The sequence below is a fragment of the Streptomyces sp. NPDC052016 genome (genome assembly GCF_044548445.1).
Classification (GTDB): Bacteria; Actinomycetota; Actinomycetes; order Streptomycetales; family Streptomycetaceae; genus Streptomyces.
The window spans coordinates 298,823-313,635 of sequence record NZ_JBIUBX010000001.1; the positions used below are offsets into that span (position 1 = coordinate 298,823).

At 69.4% G+C, this 14,813-nt stretch carries 15 protein-coding genes; 4 read left to right on the plus strand and 11 right to left on the minus strand.

The window, feature by feature from the left end:
* Positions 1–284: 284 nt before the first annotated feature.
* Positions 285–719: a hypothetical protein gene (locus tag ACIHAR_RS01335; protein ID WP_400015785.1), complete on the minus strand. Its 435-nt coding sequence runs from the start codon at positions 717–719 to the stop codon at positions 285–287.
* Positions 720–1,188: 469 nt separating this feature from the next.
* On the opposite strand from ACIHAR_RS01335, the gene ACIHAR_RS01340 reads away from it, so the two are divergent.
* A complete protein-coding gene (locus ACIHAR_RS01340) occupies positions 1,189–3,234 on the plus strand; it encodes a spermidine synthase (protein WP_365456164.1) in 2,046 nt (681 codons plus the stop codon).
* A gap of 267 nt (positions 3,235–3,501) precedes the next feature.
* Here ACIHAR_RS01340 and fmdA read toward each other — a convergent pair whose 3' ends face one another.
* The 6 genes from fmdA to ACIHAR_RS01370 form a co-directional block, all read right to left on the minus strand.
* A complete protein-coding gene (fmdA, locus tag ACIHAR_RS01345) occupies positions 3,502–4,749 on the minus strand; it encodes a formamidase (protein ID WP_384646998.1) in 1,248 nt (415 codons plus the stop codon).
* A 163-nt stretch (positions 4,750–4,912) separates the two neighbouring features.
* Positions 4,913–5,575, minus strand: coding sequence for an AmiS/UreI family transporter (locus ACIHAR_RS01350; protein ID WP_365469082.1), 663 nt, complete (start codon positions 5,573–5,575; stop codon positions 4,913–4,915).
* Between the two features lie 179 nt (positions 5,576–5,754).
* Positions 5,755–6,033, minus strand: coding sequence for an FmdB family zinc ribbon protein (locus ACIHAR_RS01355; RefSeq protein ID WP_400015788.1), 279 nt, complete (start codon positions 6,031–6,033; stop codon positions 5,755–5,757).
* Between the two features lie 343 nt (positions 6,034–6,376).
* A complete protein-coding gene (locus ACIHAR_RS01360) occupies positions 6,377–6,805 on the minus strand; it encodes a hypothetical protein (RefSeq protein WP_365469087.1) in 429 nt (142 codons plus the stop codon).
* A gap of 390 nt (positions 6,806–7,195) precedes the next feature.
* Complete coding sequence (locus ACIHAR_RS01365) at positions 7,196–7,897, minus strand: CPBP family intramembrane glutamic endopeptidase (protein ID WP_365469090.1); 702 nt, start codon at positions 7,895–7,897, stop codon at positions 7,196–7,198.
* A 228-nt stretch (positions 7,898–8,125) separates the two neighbouring features.
* Positions 8,126–9,538, minus strand: coding sequence for an amino acid permease (locus tag ACIHAR_RS01370; protein ID WP_365469093.1), 1,413 nt, complete (start codon positions 9,536–9,538; stop codon positions 8,126–8,128).
* Between the two features lie 362 nt (positions 9,539–9,900).
* Here ACIHAR_RS01370 and ACIHAR_RS01375 point away from each other — a divergent pair, with 362 nt between their 5' ends.
* The gene (locus ACIHAR_RS01375) at positions 9,901–10,383 is read left to right on the plus strand and encodes an AAA family ATPase (RefSeq protein ID WP_400015790.1); all 483 of its coding nucleotides are present in this window, start codon (positions 9,901–9,903) and stop codon (positions 10,381–10,383) included.
* Between the two features lie 104 nt (positions 10,384–10,487).
* Here the strand turns inward: ACIHAR_RS01375 and ACIHAR_RS01380 are convergent, their stop codons facing one another.
* Positions 10,488–10,916 (minus strand): DUF2267 domain-containing protein, encoded by a 429-nt coding sequence (locus ACIHAR_RS01380; RefSeq protein WP_400015792.1) that lies wholly within the window; start codon positions 10,914–10,916, stop codon positions 10,488–10,490.
* Positions 10,917–11,229: 313 nt separating this feature from the next.
* On the opposite strand from ACIHAR_RS01380, the gene ACIHAR_RS01385 reads away from it, so the two are divergent.
* Positions 11,230–11,793, plus strand: coding sequence for a snapalysin family zinc-dependent metalloprotease (locus ACIHAR_RS01385; RefSeq protein ID WP_400015793.1), 564 nt, complete (start codon positions 11,230–11,232; stop codon positions 11,791–11,793).
* A 130-nt stretch (positions 11,794–11,923) separates the two neighbouring features.
* Here ACIHAR_RS01385 and ACIHAR_RS01390 read toward each other — a convergent pair whose 3' ends face one another.
* Positions 11,924–13,168: a DUF4132 domain-containing protein gene (locus tag ACIHAR_RS01390; protein WP_400015795.1), complete on the minus strand. Its 1,245-nt coding sequence runs from the start codon at positions 13,166–13,168 to the stop codon at positions 11,924–11,926.
* A gap of 9 nt (positions 13,169–13,177) precedes the next feature.
* On the opposite strand from ACIHAR_RS01390, the gene ACIHAR_RS01395 reads away from it, so the two are divergent.
* Positions 13,178–13,429 carry a hypothetical protein gene (locus ACIHAR_RS01395; RefSeq protein WP_400016361.1) on the plus strand — a complete coding sequence of 84 codons (252 nt, stop codon included), beginning with the start codon at positions 13,178–13,180 and terminating at the stop codon, positions 13,427–13,429.
* 163 nt (positions 13,430–13,592) lie between these two features.
* Here the strand turns inward: ACIHAR_RS01395 and ACIHAR_RS01400 are convergent, their stop codons facing one another.
* A complete protein-coding gene (locus tag ACIHAR_RS01400) occupies positions 13,593–14,150 on the minus strand; it encodes a TetR/AcrR family transcriptional regulator (RefSeq protein WP_400015797.1) in 558 nt (185 codons plus the stop codon).
* A gap of 10 nt (positions 14,151–14,160) precedes the next feature.
* On the minus strand, positions 14,161–14,742 hold the full coding sequence (locus ACIHAR_RS01405) for a sugar O-acetyltransferase (RefSeq protein WP_400015799.1): 582 nt from the start codon (positions 14,740–14,742) through the stop codon (positions 14,161–14,163).
* Positions 14,743–14,813 lie beyond the last annotated feature (71 nt).

The following is a 14,813-nucleotide window of genomic DNA, read 5'->3' on the forward strand; positions in this document are numbered from 1 at the left end:
ATGCTTCTTCGCTGCGGTTGGGACTCATCGGTCACGGCGAGATCTCCCGGCACAATGATCGGTTCTTTGGGGGGAAGAATGGAGTGCCTCGTGGCGTTCGTCGAAGCCCCGTCATCTTTGCCGGTAGATAGATCGGATGTCTAGAGGACGTGCAGCGACCCGTAGGCCTGCCCCCGCACAGGCCCACGGGCCGGGCTGCCCCTCGTAGGCGTGTCCCCCGCACAGGCCTACCGTCCCGGAGCCGGCGCCATGCCCCGCGACATCCGGCCCAGGGCCCGGCTTCGTCAGCTCGAGCTCTTGTACATCCTCGCGCAGGAGTACATGGCGCCCGAGCTCATGTCCCAGTTGCAGACCTCGAACCACATGTTCTTGACGTTGTAGTACGTCTCTCCGACGTTGAAGTCCCCGTCGCCGTCGTCGGCCTGAGCCACGACGCCCCACCGCGCCCCTTGCGGGGTGTCGTAGCGGGCCCGGATCACGCTGCCCCAGCCGTCCCCGTACTTGAGGTCGCTGATGTTGGCATAGGAGAACTCCGCCTTGTACCAGCCGCCTCCCGTCGCCTCGTAGCGGTAGTCCAGGTAGCCGTAGCTGGCGTAGTTCGTACTGTAGGCCGAGAACGTGGCCCAGTTCGTCCAGTTCGCCGCCGCCTGCGCCGGTTGGGCCAGGGCGCCGAGCGCGGCGACCGTGGCCGCGATGAGGGATGTACGGGTGCGTTTCATTGATTCTCCCGTTCTTCTCACGTGATGGGATGCCATGAGGCCGACGTCCGGTGGCTGCTTCCGGCTTGCGCAGCTGAATGCGTGTGATCGTTCGACGCCGTGCCGCCGGCCGGACTGCCGGTAGCTTGAACGGCGGGGATCCGGCAGGGCAACGGCACTTGCTGTCCCGGACAGATCCGCTCCTGTCCGGCCTGGTCGGAGCCCTGTCCGGATTCGTCCGGAGCCTGCCGACGGCTCCCCGGCCGGCCGGATCGCCGACGGACGAGCGGACAGCGCGCGAGGGCTGTCGGGCATCTGTGCGCGCCATACGCTCGCCGGCACGTGTGCGCGGACCCATGATCACAAGAACGGGTGTCTCCCGGTGCGGGAGGAAGGTGTCGACGTAGACGGCGTACTCCTGAACATCCGCAGCGCCGCCACCGGCAAGGCATCTCGACTCCTCGCGCCGAAGCTGGCACGGTAAACGCGCATGAAGATGACCAAAACCGGGCAAACGGCAAGCTCGGTGCGCTGGAGGCTGGTGCTGGCCAGCACCACCATGCTCTTCGTCGAGCTGGCCCTGATCAGATGGGCGGGCGCCAATGTCGTCCACCTCAGCTACTTCTCGAACTTCATCCTGCTGGGATCGTTCCTCGGCATCGGCATCGGCTTCCTGATCCCCGCCGAGCGCGGACAGTGGCTCAAACGCTGGACTCCGATTCCGCTCGCGCTTCTCGTCGTCTTTGTGCGCGCGTACCCGGTGCAGGTACGCCAGAGCAGCAGCGAGGTCATCTACTTCACCGCCGTGAAGGCCACCGGCCTGCCCCAGTGGGTGACACTGCCGGCCATCTTCCTGCTGACCGCGGTGATCATGGCTGGGATCGGCAAGATCACCGCGGATCTCTTCCGCCAGCTGCCCTCACTCGAGGCCTACCGCTACGACCTGCTCGGCAGCATCGCCGGCTCCGTCTCCTTCGCCGTGCTGTCCTGGCTCCGCGCCCCCTCGGTCGCGTGGGGCGTCCTCGCCGCCGCGGCCCTGCTGATCCTCGGCGGCCGCCGCAACACACTGCTGTACGGCATCCCCCTCACGGCGATGGTCGGCGCACTGTTCCTGGAGACGACCACGACCGGCATCTCCTGGTCGCCCTACTACAAGATCCAGCTCAAGGCCTCGCCGACGACCACGCGGACCTACCACATCTCCGCCAACGGCGTCCCGCACCAGAGCACCGGGCCGCTCTCGGTGCTGATGTGGGAGAACTCGCCCTACCGGCAGGCCTACGACCAGACGCCGCACAACCCGCACAAGCGTGTACTGATCATCGGGGCCGGCAACGGCAACGACGTCTCGGTCGCGCTGGCGCACGGAGCGGAGCGGGTGGACGCGGTCGAGATCGACCCACGCCTGCAGGAGATCGGCGCACAGCTCCACCCCGCCAGGCCGTACGACGACCCCAGGGTGCACGTCCACATCGACGACGGACGGGCGTTCCTGGAACGGACGAACGCCAAGTACGACCTCATCGTCCTGGCGCTCCCGGACTCCCTGACGCTGGTGTCGGGCGCGAGCAATCTGCGGCTGGAGAGCTACCTCTTCACCCGGCAGGCCTTCGAGGCCGCGCGCGATCACCTGGCGCCGAACGGCGCGTTCGCCATGTACAACTACTATCGCAAGAGCTGGTTGGTCGACCGCTTCGCCGGCGACCTCGACCACATCTACGGTCACGCGCCCTGTATGACGACGTTCAACCGGAACGCGGCCGTGCTCGTGGCCGGGATGACCCCCGCCGACCAGTCCTGCAAGCAGATCTGGCAGCCCAGCGGCCCGGTCCCGGCGGCCGCGAGCGACGACCACCCCTTCCCGTACCTCCTGCACCCGACCATTCCCACGCTCTACCTGGGAGCGCTGGGCGCGATCCTGCTGGTGACGCTCCTGGCGGTGCGCCTGACCGGGGTTCGCATCCGCGGCACGGTCCGCTACGTCGACATGTTCCTGCTGGGCGCAGCCTTCATGCTGCTCGAAACGAAGAACGTGATCGGCTTCGCCCTCTACTTCGGCACGACCTGGCTGGTCAACGCCCTGGTCTTCTTCGGCGTCCTGCTCTCCGTCCTGGCGGCGGTCGAGGTCCGGCGCAGGCTGCGGCGCGTCAACCAGCTGCTGCTGCAGCTCCTGCTCTTCGGCTCCCTCGCGGCAGCCTGGCTCGTTCCGGCGCAGGCCGTGCTCTCGCTGCCCTTCGCCGGCCGGCTCGCCGCCGCCATCGCCCTGGCCTTCGCCCCCATCTTCTGTGCCAACCTCATCTTCTCGGACCGCCTCGCGCTCGCCCCCGACCCGACGTCCGCGTTCGGCGCGAACCTGCTGGGCGCGCTGACCGGAGGCGCGCTCGAGTACCTGGCCCTGGTGACGGGCTACCAGGCGCTGCTGCTGGTCGTCGCCACGCTGTACCTGGGGGCGTTCCTCGCCATGCGCGTCGCCGGGAGGGGGCCGGGCGGGCAGCCGACGCGGGTGCCGGGCGAGACGTCCGCCGTCAGAACCTAGCCGGGCACAGAGGTGTCGCACAGGCTCCAGGGTCCGCCCTGGAGGTGCCCGCCGATCTTCGGGCGGCGCGCGGTGGAAGGCGTCGCGGTCGGCCTTCAGGGTGCCGGCGTCGCTTCATCCGGTGGCAGCGCCACGAGAGCACGCCCGCCCCGGCGCGCCGGGGCGGGCGTGGGAACGCCCCGCTGCCGGGACCGGCCCGGCAGCGGGGCGGCTGTGCCGACCGGGTCCGGCCCGTGGTGCCGGACCCGGTCGGGGAATCGGTCGGTTTCAGCTGCTCACCGCGCACTGACCGCGGTCCGCGGTCTTCGGTCCCTCCGCCGTGGGACGGACGTCGAAGTCGAAGATCCCGGTCGGGAGGTAGAGGGAGCAGCAGGCGTTGGGGATGTCGACGATCCCGCTGATGCGTCCCTCGATGGGGGCCGCACCGAGGAGCAGGTACGCCTGCTCTCCGGTGTAACCGAACCTCTTCAGGTACTCGACGGCGTTGAGGCAGGCGCGGCGATAGGCGACCGTCGCGTCCAGGTAGTAGTTGGTGTCGGTGTCGTGGTCCACGGAGATCCCGATGAAGGAGAGGAACTCCGAGTACCGCGGCTCGACGTTGCCCGGCATGAAGATGGGGTTGGTGGTGACACCGTACTTCTCCATGCCGCCCTTGATCAGATCGACGTGGAAGTCGATGTAACCGCCCATCTCGATGGCGCCGCAGAAGGTGATCTCACCGTCTCCCTGACTGAAGTGAAGATCACCGCCCGACAGCTTGGCGTCCGCGACGTGGACGGGATAGAACACGCGGGAACCACGAGTGAAGTTCTTGATGTCGTGGTTGCCGCCGTTCTCCCGAGCGGGCACGGTGCGGGCCCCGTCCTGGGCGACACGTTCGGCGTCCGATCCGGTCGCCTGGCCGGCGAGGGCCTGATCGGGGTCGGGCGTGAGTCCGAGGGGCGGGATCCGGTCGGGGTCGGTGTCGATCAGGGCCTGCTCACGCCTGTTCCACCGCTGCAGCAGCTCCTCGGACGGTGCGGTGCCGAAGAGACCCGGGTGGGTGATGCCGGTGAAGCGGACACCGGGTAGGTGCCTGGAGGTCGCCACCTGCCCGTGGAAGTCCCATATCGCCTTGTAGGCGTCGGGGAAGTAGTCCGTCAGGAAACCCCCACCGTTGGCCTTGGCGAAGACGCCGGTGTAGCCCCAGCCTTCACCAGGTGCGTCACCGACCTGCTGCGGTACCGGCCCCAGATCGAGGATGTCCACGACGAGGAGGTCGCCCGGCTCCGCGCCTTCGACCCCTATCGGCCCGCTGAGCATGTGGGCGCGCTTCAGGTCGACGTCGCGGACGTCGTTGGCGGAGTCGTTGTTGCCGATCTGTGCGTCGGTCCACTCGCGGCATTCGACGCGGAACTCGTCCCCCGGGCGGACCATCGCGACGACCGGAACATCCGGATGCCACCTGTTGTGTCCAGGTACATCCTGGTCGCGCATCGACCGGGACTGGTCGACGCTGAAGATTACGTCAGGCATGCGAACTCCGTGATCTGTTCTCTACGGATGAGCTGGTGCGGCGCGAGGCCCAGGGGCATTCCGAGGACCCCGCATGTCGCTTCCGGGATCTCCGGCTCTTGCGTGTCAACCACCTCCCCGGCGCTCCCGTCGGCGAGATCGGCGGCGGTCGTCTGGCAGGTCGCTAGCCAGGGCTGCCGGCCGGGCCGGCCGGGTAGCTCTGGGCGCCGTACTCCTCCGCGGGCCTGCCAGGCCGCCTCCGGTTGAGTACGAACCACAGCGCGGCGAAGGTCAGGACGCCGAAGGCGCCGAGCGCGATCGCCATTTCGTAGAAGTTCTCGGTGACCCAGTAACCGGACAGCAGCAGGAATGCCGGGATGACACCGGTCACCCATCCCTCGATGGCGGTCACCCAGCCGACATAGGGCGTCAAGGACTCCAGTTTCAGTCCCAATAGCAGGAAGAAAAGGAACCAGAGGAACGCCCAGTAGAGCCATATCACTCCGAACGGGGCATCGTCGAAAAGCCGGAAACTGATGAACGAATACCCCAGTGCCACGATGGCCACGAACAGCGAGTAATAACCCACGCCTGTCGTGTCGAGCCCCATGAGCAGTCCGATTCCTACATACAGGTAGGTGAAACCGAAGAGGAAGATGCCCGATGCGAGCACAATGCGTTTGGGGTCCTGATTCGCGGCGATGATGAGATAGGTGGGTGTGAGGACCTGAAGTCCGCCCACGAACAGATTGAATATGGCTGCCGCACGGCTGTCGACCTTTCCCAGCAGCATCAACCCGTTCAGGAACAGCACCGCGCCCACGAAGAGAAGTCCGACATTGGCCAAGGGGACACACCTCCCGAAATTTCGCTCCGCGAGCGAGGGGCCCGCCGGGCGGTCATGCGACCGAGATGCTGTTGTGCGCGGACGGTCTCTTCGGCGAGGCGGCAGGGATCACGACCACTCCATCCCCCCTCTCCGCGGGCGGCGTTGGACCGGTCCTGCCGGCCGGCGCGGATACCCGCTCAGGGCCGGGGGAGCCGGGAGAGGGCCGGATGGGCCGGCCGCGGCGCAGCCTGCCCGGGAGGCACCCGCGTGACCACCGTGGGGCTTTCCCGGGACTTTTCCTCCTGATCGCGCAGGCCCGCGACGGCAGGCGAGGTGAACGCGATCGCGGGGGACGAATACACCCGCCGAGCCGTATTCGAGCACTGCGGGCAGACCTGCTCGGTCGGCGCAGTGCCGATCGGCAGCCTGACGTCGAAGGATCCGCAGCGGTTGCAGGAATACTCATACGTCGCCATGAGTCGTCTCCGCCCCTACGCGCTTCCGGCCGTAGGCCGTCTGCGCGGTTCTGGTCGAGCCGACGAACACCGGAGAGGCACCGTCTCTTATTTCAGGCAACGCCTGTGACGGCCGCGTGTCAAGGCGAGAGGGAGAGGGCCTGGGGTTTCCCCGCGGGCGCCGTGCGGAATGGGCAGGGTATGAGGTCGTGTGCCGCTCCGGCTGCCGAACGCGAGAATCCCGCGTGCGGGCTGTTCGGTCGGCGTTGGGCGGTGATCGGCGCGTTCGGGCGCACGATGAGTCGGCGGGGCCGTCGCCGCCCGTGCGCAGGCGGCACGGGACGGCAACGCTCCACTCTTCGTGTCAGGGCGCTCCCGCGATCGCACAGGCGCGGCACGGGGGCCTGCCGCAGGTGCACTGCAGGATGCCGTCCAGCACCTCATGGTCGTGGTAGAGGCACTCGTCCCGGCAGGTGTGGCGCGGGACGAAGCCCGCCTGGAGCTCGTCCGGCCAGGGCTCCTCGCCCTCCCGGCAGCGCACGAACCGCTCGGGATCCGTGGTGTGCAGCCGGTGCATGCTCTCCCGAGCCTCGCCCTCCAGGTCGTGCGTCTGGGCGACCATCCCCTTGAGCTGGTCGGCGAGACCGGAGAACCTGGCGTCGCCCGTGCGTACATGGGCGGCCTTCAGCGCCATGACAGCGTTACCCAGGAACCGACGAGCGTCCTGGAGATCGGTCACGTGATGCAGCTGGATGCCCGTCACGCCTCTGACCCACACGGCGTCTTCGCTCACTTGTCCACCTTCCGGGGCCGGTCGCCCACTGGTAGTGCCGGCGCGGAAGTACGCCGCATCTCTCTTATGCGTCCTGAAGTCCCGTCCGGCGGCTGCCCCGAGGTCACCGGTCGACCCGTCCTGCTTCCGACCGGTCTGCCGCGCCACTGAAAAGGCCCATAAGGGACGCATGCTCACCAAGGAAGCTAAGTCTGCGGTGCGTGCCAGTCCAGTCCTGCACCAGTGAACCTCCTCACAAGCGCCGCACCTCTTGCTGTCTCCGACAGCGTGTAACGACAGTGAGTCCCACAGTGTGTGCCGGCAGTGTGTGCCCGCAGTGCGGGCCGTCAGTGTGTCCGGTCGCCGCCGGGTCTTCCGTTGGTGTCGGCACGGCTGGTGTCGGCACGGCGGTCAGCCGTCAGGCCACCACCGGGGCGCCGCCCAGGCCAGCGTGTAGCCGAAGCCGTTGACCGCCCAGTGCACTGCCATGGGCGCCAGCAGACTGCCGGAGCGCTGTCGCAGCCGGCACAGGACCGCCCCGGCGGCGGCCGTGGCCGCGATGGCCGCTATGACGGTCACCGTCCTGCCTTCGCGGCCACTGCCGAAGGCCGCTGCGACAGCGGCGTTGGAGCCGCCCAGCCCGCGGGAGGGGAGCAGGTGCCACAGCCCGAAGAGCAGTGACGACACCGCGGTCGCCCACGCCGTCCCGCGTCGGCGGCGGATCATGGCCCACAGGACACCGCGGAAGGCGGTCTCCTCCAGCAGCACGGTTCCGAAGGGCACCCGCACCAGAACCCGCCACAGCAGTTCCGCCGCGGACAGATCGGCGGCCCTGGAGTCCCGGAACACCTCTCGTGTGGCCGGGACCACAAGCAGGAGCAGGAGGACGACGAGAACGGCTCCGGCCAGGAGGGGCGCCCATCGCAGTCCCTGCCGCAGACCCTCCGCGCCTAGTCCCAGATCGTCCGGGGTGAGACCGTCCCACCGGGCGATCAGCAGCAGGACGGCGGTTGCGGCGACGCAGGTGAGCACGTACGCGTCGGGGTCCCGCACGAGCCAGTTGTTGAGCAGGTTCGCGGCGACCAGGACGACAACGACACAAAACAACCGCATCCTCACTCCAGGATGCCGCGTCGGGGCGCCGTCGTCCTGAGGCCCCCCAGGTCAGCACCGCTCAGGGGCGTGGTCGGGCCGCCGAAAGGCGTGGTGCCCGGCCCGGGCACGGGGGCGGGCGGCCCGGTGACAGCGGAGAGCCGGGCCGGTCGGATGGCGGAATACAGGGCCGGTCGGACCCTGCTCGCCTTTCCTCCGCGCCCGCTAACGGCGGTTCCTCCGCGCCCGCTAACGCCGGGCCATCTCCGATCGCCGGTACGAGTACCCGAAATAGATCACGAGCCCGAGCGCGAACCACATGGCGAAACGAAGCCAGGTCTGCCACTGCAGGAACGTGATCAGCCAAATGGAGAAGACGACACCCACCGCCGGTACGAACGGCATCCACGGCGTCCGGAACGCCCGCGGCAGGTCCGGCTGCCGGTACCGCAGCACGATCACCGCCGTGCACACCACCGCGAACGCCAGCAGGATGCCGATGTTGGTCAGCTCGGCTGCCTCGCCGATCGGCAGGAAGCCGGCGATGGCGGCCGAGGCGAACCCGACGATCCAGGTGACGCGGGTCGGGACGTGCCGCGTCGGGTGCGTCTTGGCGAACCACTCGGGCAGCAGCCCGTCGCGGGACATCGCGAACCACACCCGGGTCACGCCGAGCATGAAGGTGAACATGACCGTCAGGATGCCGATGATGGCACCCACCGCGATCACGTCCGCGAGTCCGGTCAGCCCCACCGACTTGAACGCCGTGGAGAACCCGCTCTCCGGGTCGATGTCCGTGTAGTTCTGCATACCCGTGAGGACCAGGCAGGCGGCCACGTACAGCACCATCGAGATCGCCAGCGAGTAGAGGATCGCCTTCGGCATGTGCCGTTGCGCGTCCTTCGACTCCTCGGCCGCCGTCGACATGGCGTCGTAGCCGAACACTGCGAAGAACACGGTCGCCGCACCGGTGAACGCGCCCCCGATGCCGTACGGGAAGAACGGGGTGTAGTTGTCGGTGTTGATGTGGAAGAGGCCGACCGCGATGACCAGCAGGACGACCAGCACCTTGAGGATGACCACCACGGTCTCGAAGCGGGCCGCGTTCTTGATGCCGAGGTTGAGCAGGTACGCGATGAGCAGGCACAGCAGCGCGGCGAACAGGTCGATGCGGTGCCCGTCGCCGGTGCCGGGCGCGCCCAGCATCCAGCTGGGCAGGTCGGCGCCCATCTCGCCGACGAGGAAGCTGAAGTAGCCCGAGATGCCGATCGCCACCACCGCCACGATGGCCGTGTACTCCAGCAGCAGGTCCCAGCCGATGAACCAGCCCGCGAGCTCGCCGAGCACCGCGTAGCCGTACGTGTACGCCGAACCCGCCTTCGGGATGAGCCCCGCGAACTCGGCGTAGGACAGCGCGGCTGCGGCGCTGGCGACACCGGCGATGAGGAAGGAGACGAGCACGGCCGGTCCCGCGGTTCCGTTCGCCACCGTGCCCGCGAGGGTGAAGATGCCCGCGCCGATGATGCCGCCGACGCCGATCGCGGTGAGCTGCCACAGCCCGAGCGACCGTTCCAGCCGTGTGCCCTCGACGAGTTCCGTCTCCTCGATGTGCTCGATGGGTTTGCGGCGGAGAATCCCCTCACCCATTCGGAGCCTGGCCATGTGCCTCACCTCTTCCGATCAGCAAAAGGCTGACGGCGGATCATGATGGCCCAGCGGAGCACGCGGCGAAAGACGCCACGCACGGACGGCGCGGAGCTTTGGCATCAGTCCGCCGGGGCGATGAGATCGCACTGGGCGGCCGGGAGACCGAGCACCTCGCGGGTCGACCGCGGGTCGACGCCGCCGGCGGCACGCATGTCGTCCGCCTGTGCGCGGGGCAGGGCGTGTCGCGATGCGGTGGGTGTTCGTGTGCCGGGAGCTCGATACGGGTACGCGGAGCCGGTCCGCGACCTGGACGCTGCCGGACCCGGTCTCGCCCGCAGTCGCGACGGAGTTCGTGGCCGCCGAACGTGGGAGGGCCGATGCCGATCGGGACGACGCAGGATGTGGCCGTGCTCGTGGGGCTGCAGGCGTCCGGCAAGTCGACTTTCTACGCGCAGTGTCTGAGCGCGAGCCACGCACTGGTGAGCAAGGGTCTGTTCCCGCGGGGTGCCCGCCGCAAGCAGGACCGGCAGATGCGTCTGGTCGAGGCGGCGCTGGCGGCGGGGAGGTCCGTGGCGATCGACAACACCAATCCCTCCCCGGAGGAGTGGACGCCGCTCGTCGCTGCCGGGCACGCCCACGGGGCGCAGGTCACCGCTTACTGGTTCCCGCCGGATCTGGAGGGTTCCCTGCGGCGCAACGCCGCACGGCAGGGACGTGACCGCGTCCTCGACATCGGTGTCCACGCCACCGCGCGCCGGCTGTGCCGACCCTCGCGGGCGGACGGCTTCGACCGCGTCCTGGCCGTGCGGTTCGACGGCCGGGGCGGGTTCCGCGTCCTGTCGGCGCCGGAGGGGACGTGACGCGTATGTGTGCCCGGGTCGGCCGCGGAGGCGCCACGATGTCCGCCGGTAGCGGACTCAGCGGGTGCCGCAGACCGCGACCAGTCCCCAGGCGCGTTCCGCCCTCAGGAGGGGGGCTCGGTGGCGCGCCCTGCGGGTGACAGTTCGCGGATGTCCGCCGGAAGGGCGTCGGTCAGCTTCCGCATCTCCTCGGGCGAGACAGCGGCGTCGAGCACCTCCAGGACCACAGCGCAGTATTCGAGCGCCGTGTCCTCCGTCGTTTCGGCACGAACCGCGACCCGTCCGGCGAAGGCCGTCAGGTCGAACGGCTCACCCACCTCTCTGGGTCGTCCTTCCGAGGTGACCGACTCGGTCGTTGCGCGGATGTGCGCCGCCGCGTCGTGCGGGAGCTGCGCGGCCAGGTGATCAGCCAGCCCGGCCGGCAGCCTCTCCGCCAGTGTCTGCAGCACCGACCGGATCGCGCTCTGCGCGGATTCACGGTCCGGGAGGTGAGCGAGGATCTGCACCTTCCGGATCATTTCGTCGTACCGCATGGCGCCGGCTCCCTTCCATGCGTGATCGCCCACCTGTGTCCCTGCCACCCGAACTGCAGGGCAGAAGCCGCGTACCCCCTCCTGCCCCGCCGTCACGCCGCCGCCGCGCGCCGGTCACGCTGACCGCGGCCCAGGACGGCCTGCCCCAGCCTCGCCGGCTTCCCGGGCTCGATGTGAGGCCGGTGTCCATGCGGAGCGCGGCACGGCGGGAGCCTGCCGCCGTGTCGATTGAGGGATTCACATCCGCCGAGCACGGGCAGGGAGCCCAGAACGTGGCATGAGCACGCCCACCTTCCCCCACAGGAGGTCGACCTTGCACGCACGCACGTTCATCCCTACCCTCGCCGCCGCTTTCGCGGCGAGCCTGGTCGCGGCGAGTGGCCAGGCCAACGCCGCCCCGACGGACGCCGATGCACAGGCCCTCGCGGCTCGCGTCGTCACGTACGACGCCAGTGCGTCGGCGGAGTTCAGGGCCGCCGTCGACCGGGGCGCGGCTGTGTGGAACGAGAGCGTGGACAGCGTCGAACTGCGCCCGGCCGCCGCCGGACAGCGCGCCAACATCCGGATCCTGGCCGACAACGGATGGCCCCGGGCCCTGACCACCTCGCTCGGCAACGGAACCGTGTACATCGGCCGTCAGGCCGTCACCCAGGGCTACGACACGGTCCGCATCTCGGCGCACGAACTCGGCCACATCCTGGGCCTTCCCGACCGCAAGCCGGGCCCTTGCACCAGCCTGATGTCGGGATCCAGCGCCGGCGTCGCGTGCAAGAACCCGTACCCCGACGCGGCCGAGAGGGCCGAGGTCGAGGACAACTTCGGCGCCGCGCTCGCCCGTCCGGCGGACGTCCCGCGCCAGGTGGTGCTGGTGGACTGACACACAGTGGCGTGGGGGCGGTGCGAACCGCCCCCACGCTCACTGGAGCGACGAGCGCGCTGGGCGAGACGGCGTCGTGGACCTGTGCGGTCCCGGCCTGCTTCCGGACCGGCGGGTTGGTGTCTGGGTGTCAGATGGCCTCCGCTGTCTGGTCGTAGGGCTGGTGGATGTGGTGTTCGGTGAGGAAGGTGCGAACGGTGGTTGTCCGGGCGGGCGTTGCGCGTGCGGGGTGCCACAGGCGTACGCGGGTGGTGGCCGCGATGTCGAGGGTGCGGCCGTCGAGCGTGAGGCAGCCGGCCGGGTGGGGGAGGCCTGCTGTCCAGGTGCCCTCGTCCGTCTCGTACTCCCAGATCAGCGATCGGGTGAGGATGCCGGTGAGGGGATGGTCGCGGTAGTAGCGGGCCCATTCGGCGTGCGGCCACAGGCGGTTTTCCTGGAGCAGTGCCCGCAGGCGGCCGCGTTCGGCGCCCAGGCTCTCCTCGATCTTGCGGGCCAGGCGCCTGGTGACGTCGACGTTGTGGGGCAGGTACTTGGTCTTGAAGCCGGTGGGCGAGCGGAACGGTGAGGTGGTACGAGTGACGGTGCCGCCTTCGTCGACGTCGATCCAGTCCACGGTGACCCTGCCGGTGTCGTCGACGGTGATGACGGCCTCGTAGGGAACGTTGAGCCAGACCGCGCCGCGGCCGATCCATCCCAGCCGCAGGGTGCCGTCCTCGCCGATCCCGTGGGTGGGCACGGTCCGCTCCTGGAACTGGTGGTGCGGGACGCCGAGGCGGGTGGCGGTCTTCTTGACCATCTTGGCCAGGTGCCGGTGGGAGTGGGCGCCGGGCTGGACTTCCCGGTGCAGCGTCCACAGGGCTTCCATGGCGGACAGGTCGGCGAGGGCGGTGAAGACGGCGCCGGACAGGTCGTCGTCGCGTTTGTAGTAGCCGTCGAGGACGAACGCGTTCTTGCGTGCCACCGTCACCAGGTCGTCGACCAGCGACTCGAGCTCGGTCGCCGAGGCGCCGCGGGCCAGGTGCCCGGCGGCCAGAGCGAAGCCGTTGGCCAGGTCACGGGTGGGTGTCCGGTCCGATTTCGCCCACAGTTCCTGCCAGGTGACGGAAGGATCCGTGCAGTCGTGCAGGGACCCTCCGGCCGCCAGGGCCCGTATCGCCTCCGCGACCAGTTCACGGGCGCCGGCGGCCTTCAGCAGCGCCTTGGTCTGCCGCTTCCAGCCGGCGTCGGTTCTGTAGTGCCAGTCCCAGAAGGTTCCGGCCCGCCCGAGGTGCAGCACCAGCGTGGTCAGCTCCGGTGGCAGACGTGTCACCCGGTCCCGGATCCGGTCCGCCCAGCCGTTGCCGGGCGCCAGCAGTTCGTCCACGCTTTCAGCCATGCGGTGATCTTGCCAGGCGGCACTGACAAAGCCTCCGACCACGGAACTCGCCGCCGTCATCGGAAGAGTCGGGCGGCCGTCGTCGGCGGCGGCGGTGTCGGCGAGCAACGCACGCCGGTCACATCTCTTCCCGGTTCCCGTCGCCCGCCCTTCGCCCTGCGCGGCGACGGCGCTCCGCAGTACAAGTCCGGCTTCGGCAACGTCTACGCCGACGAGGGCAACCGCTGGGACGTCCTCTACAACGACCGCGGCGGCTGTTGAGCCGGGGGAGGGGTCTTTGACCCGCGCCTGCCGCTGCCGGCCGCCGTCCCATCCCACCAGCGTGTGCCGGGCCTGCGTCCGGCGGTTTGCCGTCTGGGCGACGCGGTGGTCCCGTACGGGCGGGCATCAGGGGGCGCGCGCCGGCTGCGGGTGATGCGGGCGTTCAGGGCGCGCGCGTGCCGGTTGCGGTGATGCGGGCGATCGCCTCGAGGGTGAGGGCGCGGTCGTGGGGCTGGCGGGACAGGGCGCGGTGGAGCGTCAGGCCCTCGATGAGAGCGTCGAGTTGGCGGGCGGTGTCCGGATCGAAGTGCTTCTCGAGGTGGACGCGGCTGCGGCGCATCCATTCGTGGGTGAGTTCCCGGTAGGCGGGCTGGCGGGCGGCGAGGGTGTACAGCTCTTGGGTGAGCACGAGGTCCCGCCCGCTTCCTTCGGACAGGACGTGGACGAGGTCGGCCACCGCCTGCCGGGCCTGCTCGGGGTTTGCCGGGGCGGCGAGATGGGCGTCGAAGACGGCGACGATGTGGTCGGTGAACCGGCCGAAGGCCTCGCGCAGCAGGTCGTCCATGCCGCTGAAGTGGTAGGTCATCGATCCCAGGGGGACGCCGGCGCGGGCGGCGATCTTCCGGTGGGACACGCGTGCGATGCCCTCTTCGGCGATGAGGTCGAGGGTGGCGGCGATGATGCGTTCGCGGCGCTGGGGGTCGATGTGTCCGGTGGCCATGGCGACAGGCTTACAGACTCCGCACCACTCGGGCGGGGTTGCCGACCGCGACGACGTTCGCGGGGACGTCCTTGGTCACGACGGCACCGGCGCCGATGACGGAGTTGTCCCCGATGGTGACGCCGGGCAGGACGATGGCGCCACCGCCGAGCCACACGTTGTCGCCGATGGTGATCGGTCGGGCGGCTTCCAGCTTGTCGCGGCGGGGTTGCGGCTCCAGTGGGTGCGTGGGCGTCAGCAGTTGGACGTTCGGACCGATCTGGCAGTCCTCACCGATGGTGATGGCCGCGACGTCCAGCGCGGTGAGGTTGTAGTTGACGAAGGTGCGTGCCCCGATGGTGATGTTGCTGCCGTAGTCGACGTGGAGGGGCGGCCGCAGGTGTGCGTCCTCTCCGAGCGCGCCGAGCAGTTCGGCGAGGATCGGCCGGGCGGTGCCGGCGTCCTCCGTGTAGGCGGTGTGGTAGCGCGCGGCCAGGCGGACCGCCTGCTGCTGCCGGCGGGCGATCTCCGGATCGTCGGCGATGTAGAGGTCGCCCGCCTGCATGCGCTCGAGGTGGGTGCGCGGGTCCTCGGCGAAGTAGTCCATCGGCATGCGGACGAGCCTACCCCCCAAAGTGTACGAACGTACCTTCCCGGGTGTGGTGGCAGCCCGGGCCCCCGGTC

What these genes read in the sequence shown, in the direction of transcription:
- ACIHAR_RS01335 (WP_400015785.1), bottom strand. Translation starts at nt 719, where the DNA reads ATGAAACGCACCCGTACATCCCTCATCGCGGCCACGGTCGCCGCGCTC.
- ACIHAR_RS01340 (WP_365456164.1), top strand. Translation starts at nt 1,189, where the DNA reads ATGAAGATGACCAAAACCGGGCAAACGGCAAGCTCGGTGCGCTGGAGG.
- fmdA (WP_384646998.1), bottom strand. Translation starts at nt 4,749, where the DNA reads ATGCCTGACGTAATCTTCAGCGTCGACCAGTCCCGGTCGATGCGCGAC.
- ACIHAR_RS01355 (WP_400015788.1), bottom strand. Translation starts at nt 6,033, where the DNA reads ATGGCGACGTATGAGTATTCCTGCAACCGCTGCGGATCCTTCGACGTC.
- ACIHAR_RS01365 (WP_365469090.1), bottom strand. Translation starts at nt 7,897, where the DNA reads ATGCGGTTGTTTTGTGTCGTTGTCGTCCTGGTCGCCGCGAACCTGCTC.
- ACIHAR_RS01370 (WP_365469093.1), bottom strand. Translation starts at nt 9,538, where the DNA reads ATGGCCAGGCTCCGAATGGGTGAGGGGATTCTCCGCCGCAAACCCATC.
- ACIHAR_RS01375 (WP_400015790.1), top strand. Translation starts at nt 9,901, where the DNA reads ATGCCGATCGGGACGACGCAGGATGTGGCCGTGCTCGTGGGGCTGCAG.
- ACIHAR_RS01380 (WP_400015792.1), bottom strand. Translation starts at nt 10,916, where the DNA reads ATGCGGTACGACGAAATGATCCGGAAGGTGCAGATCCTCGCTCACCTC.
- ACIHAR_RS01390 (WP_400015795.1), bottom strand. Translation starts at nt 13,168, where the DNA reads ATGGCTGAAAGCGTGGACGAACTGCTGGCGCCCGGCAACGGCTGGGCG.
- ACIHAR_RS01400 (WP_400015797.1), bottom strand. Translation starts at nt 14,150, where the DNA reads ATGGCCACCGGACACATCGACCCCCAGCGCCGCGAACGCATCATCGCC.
- ACIHAR_RS01405 (WP_400015799.1), bottom strand. Translation starts at nt 14,742, where the DNA reads ATGCCGATGGACTACTTCGCCGAGGACCCGCGCACCCACCTCGAGCGC.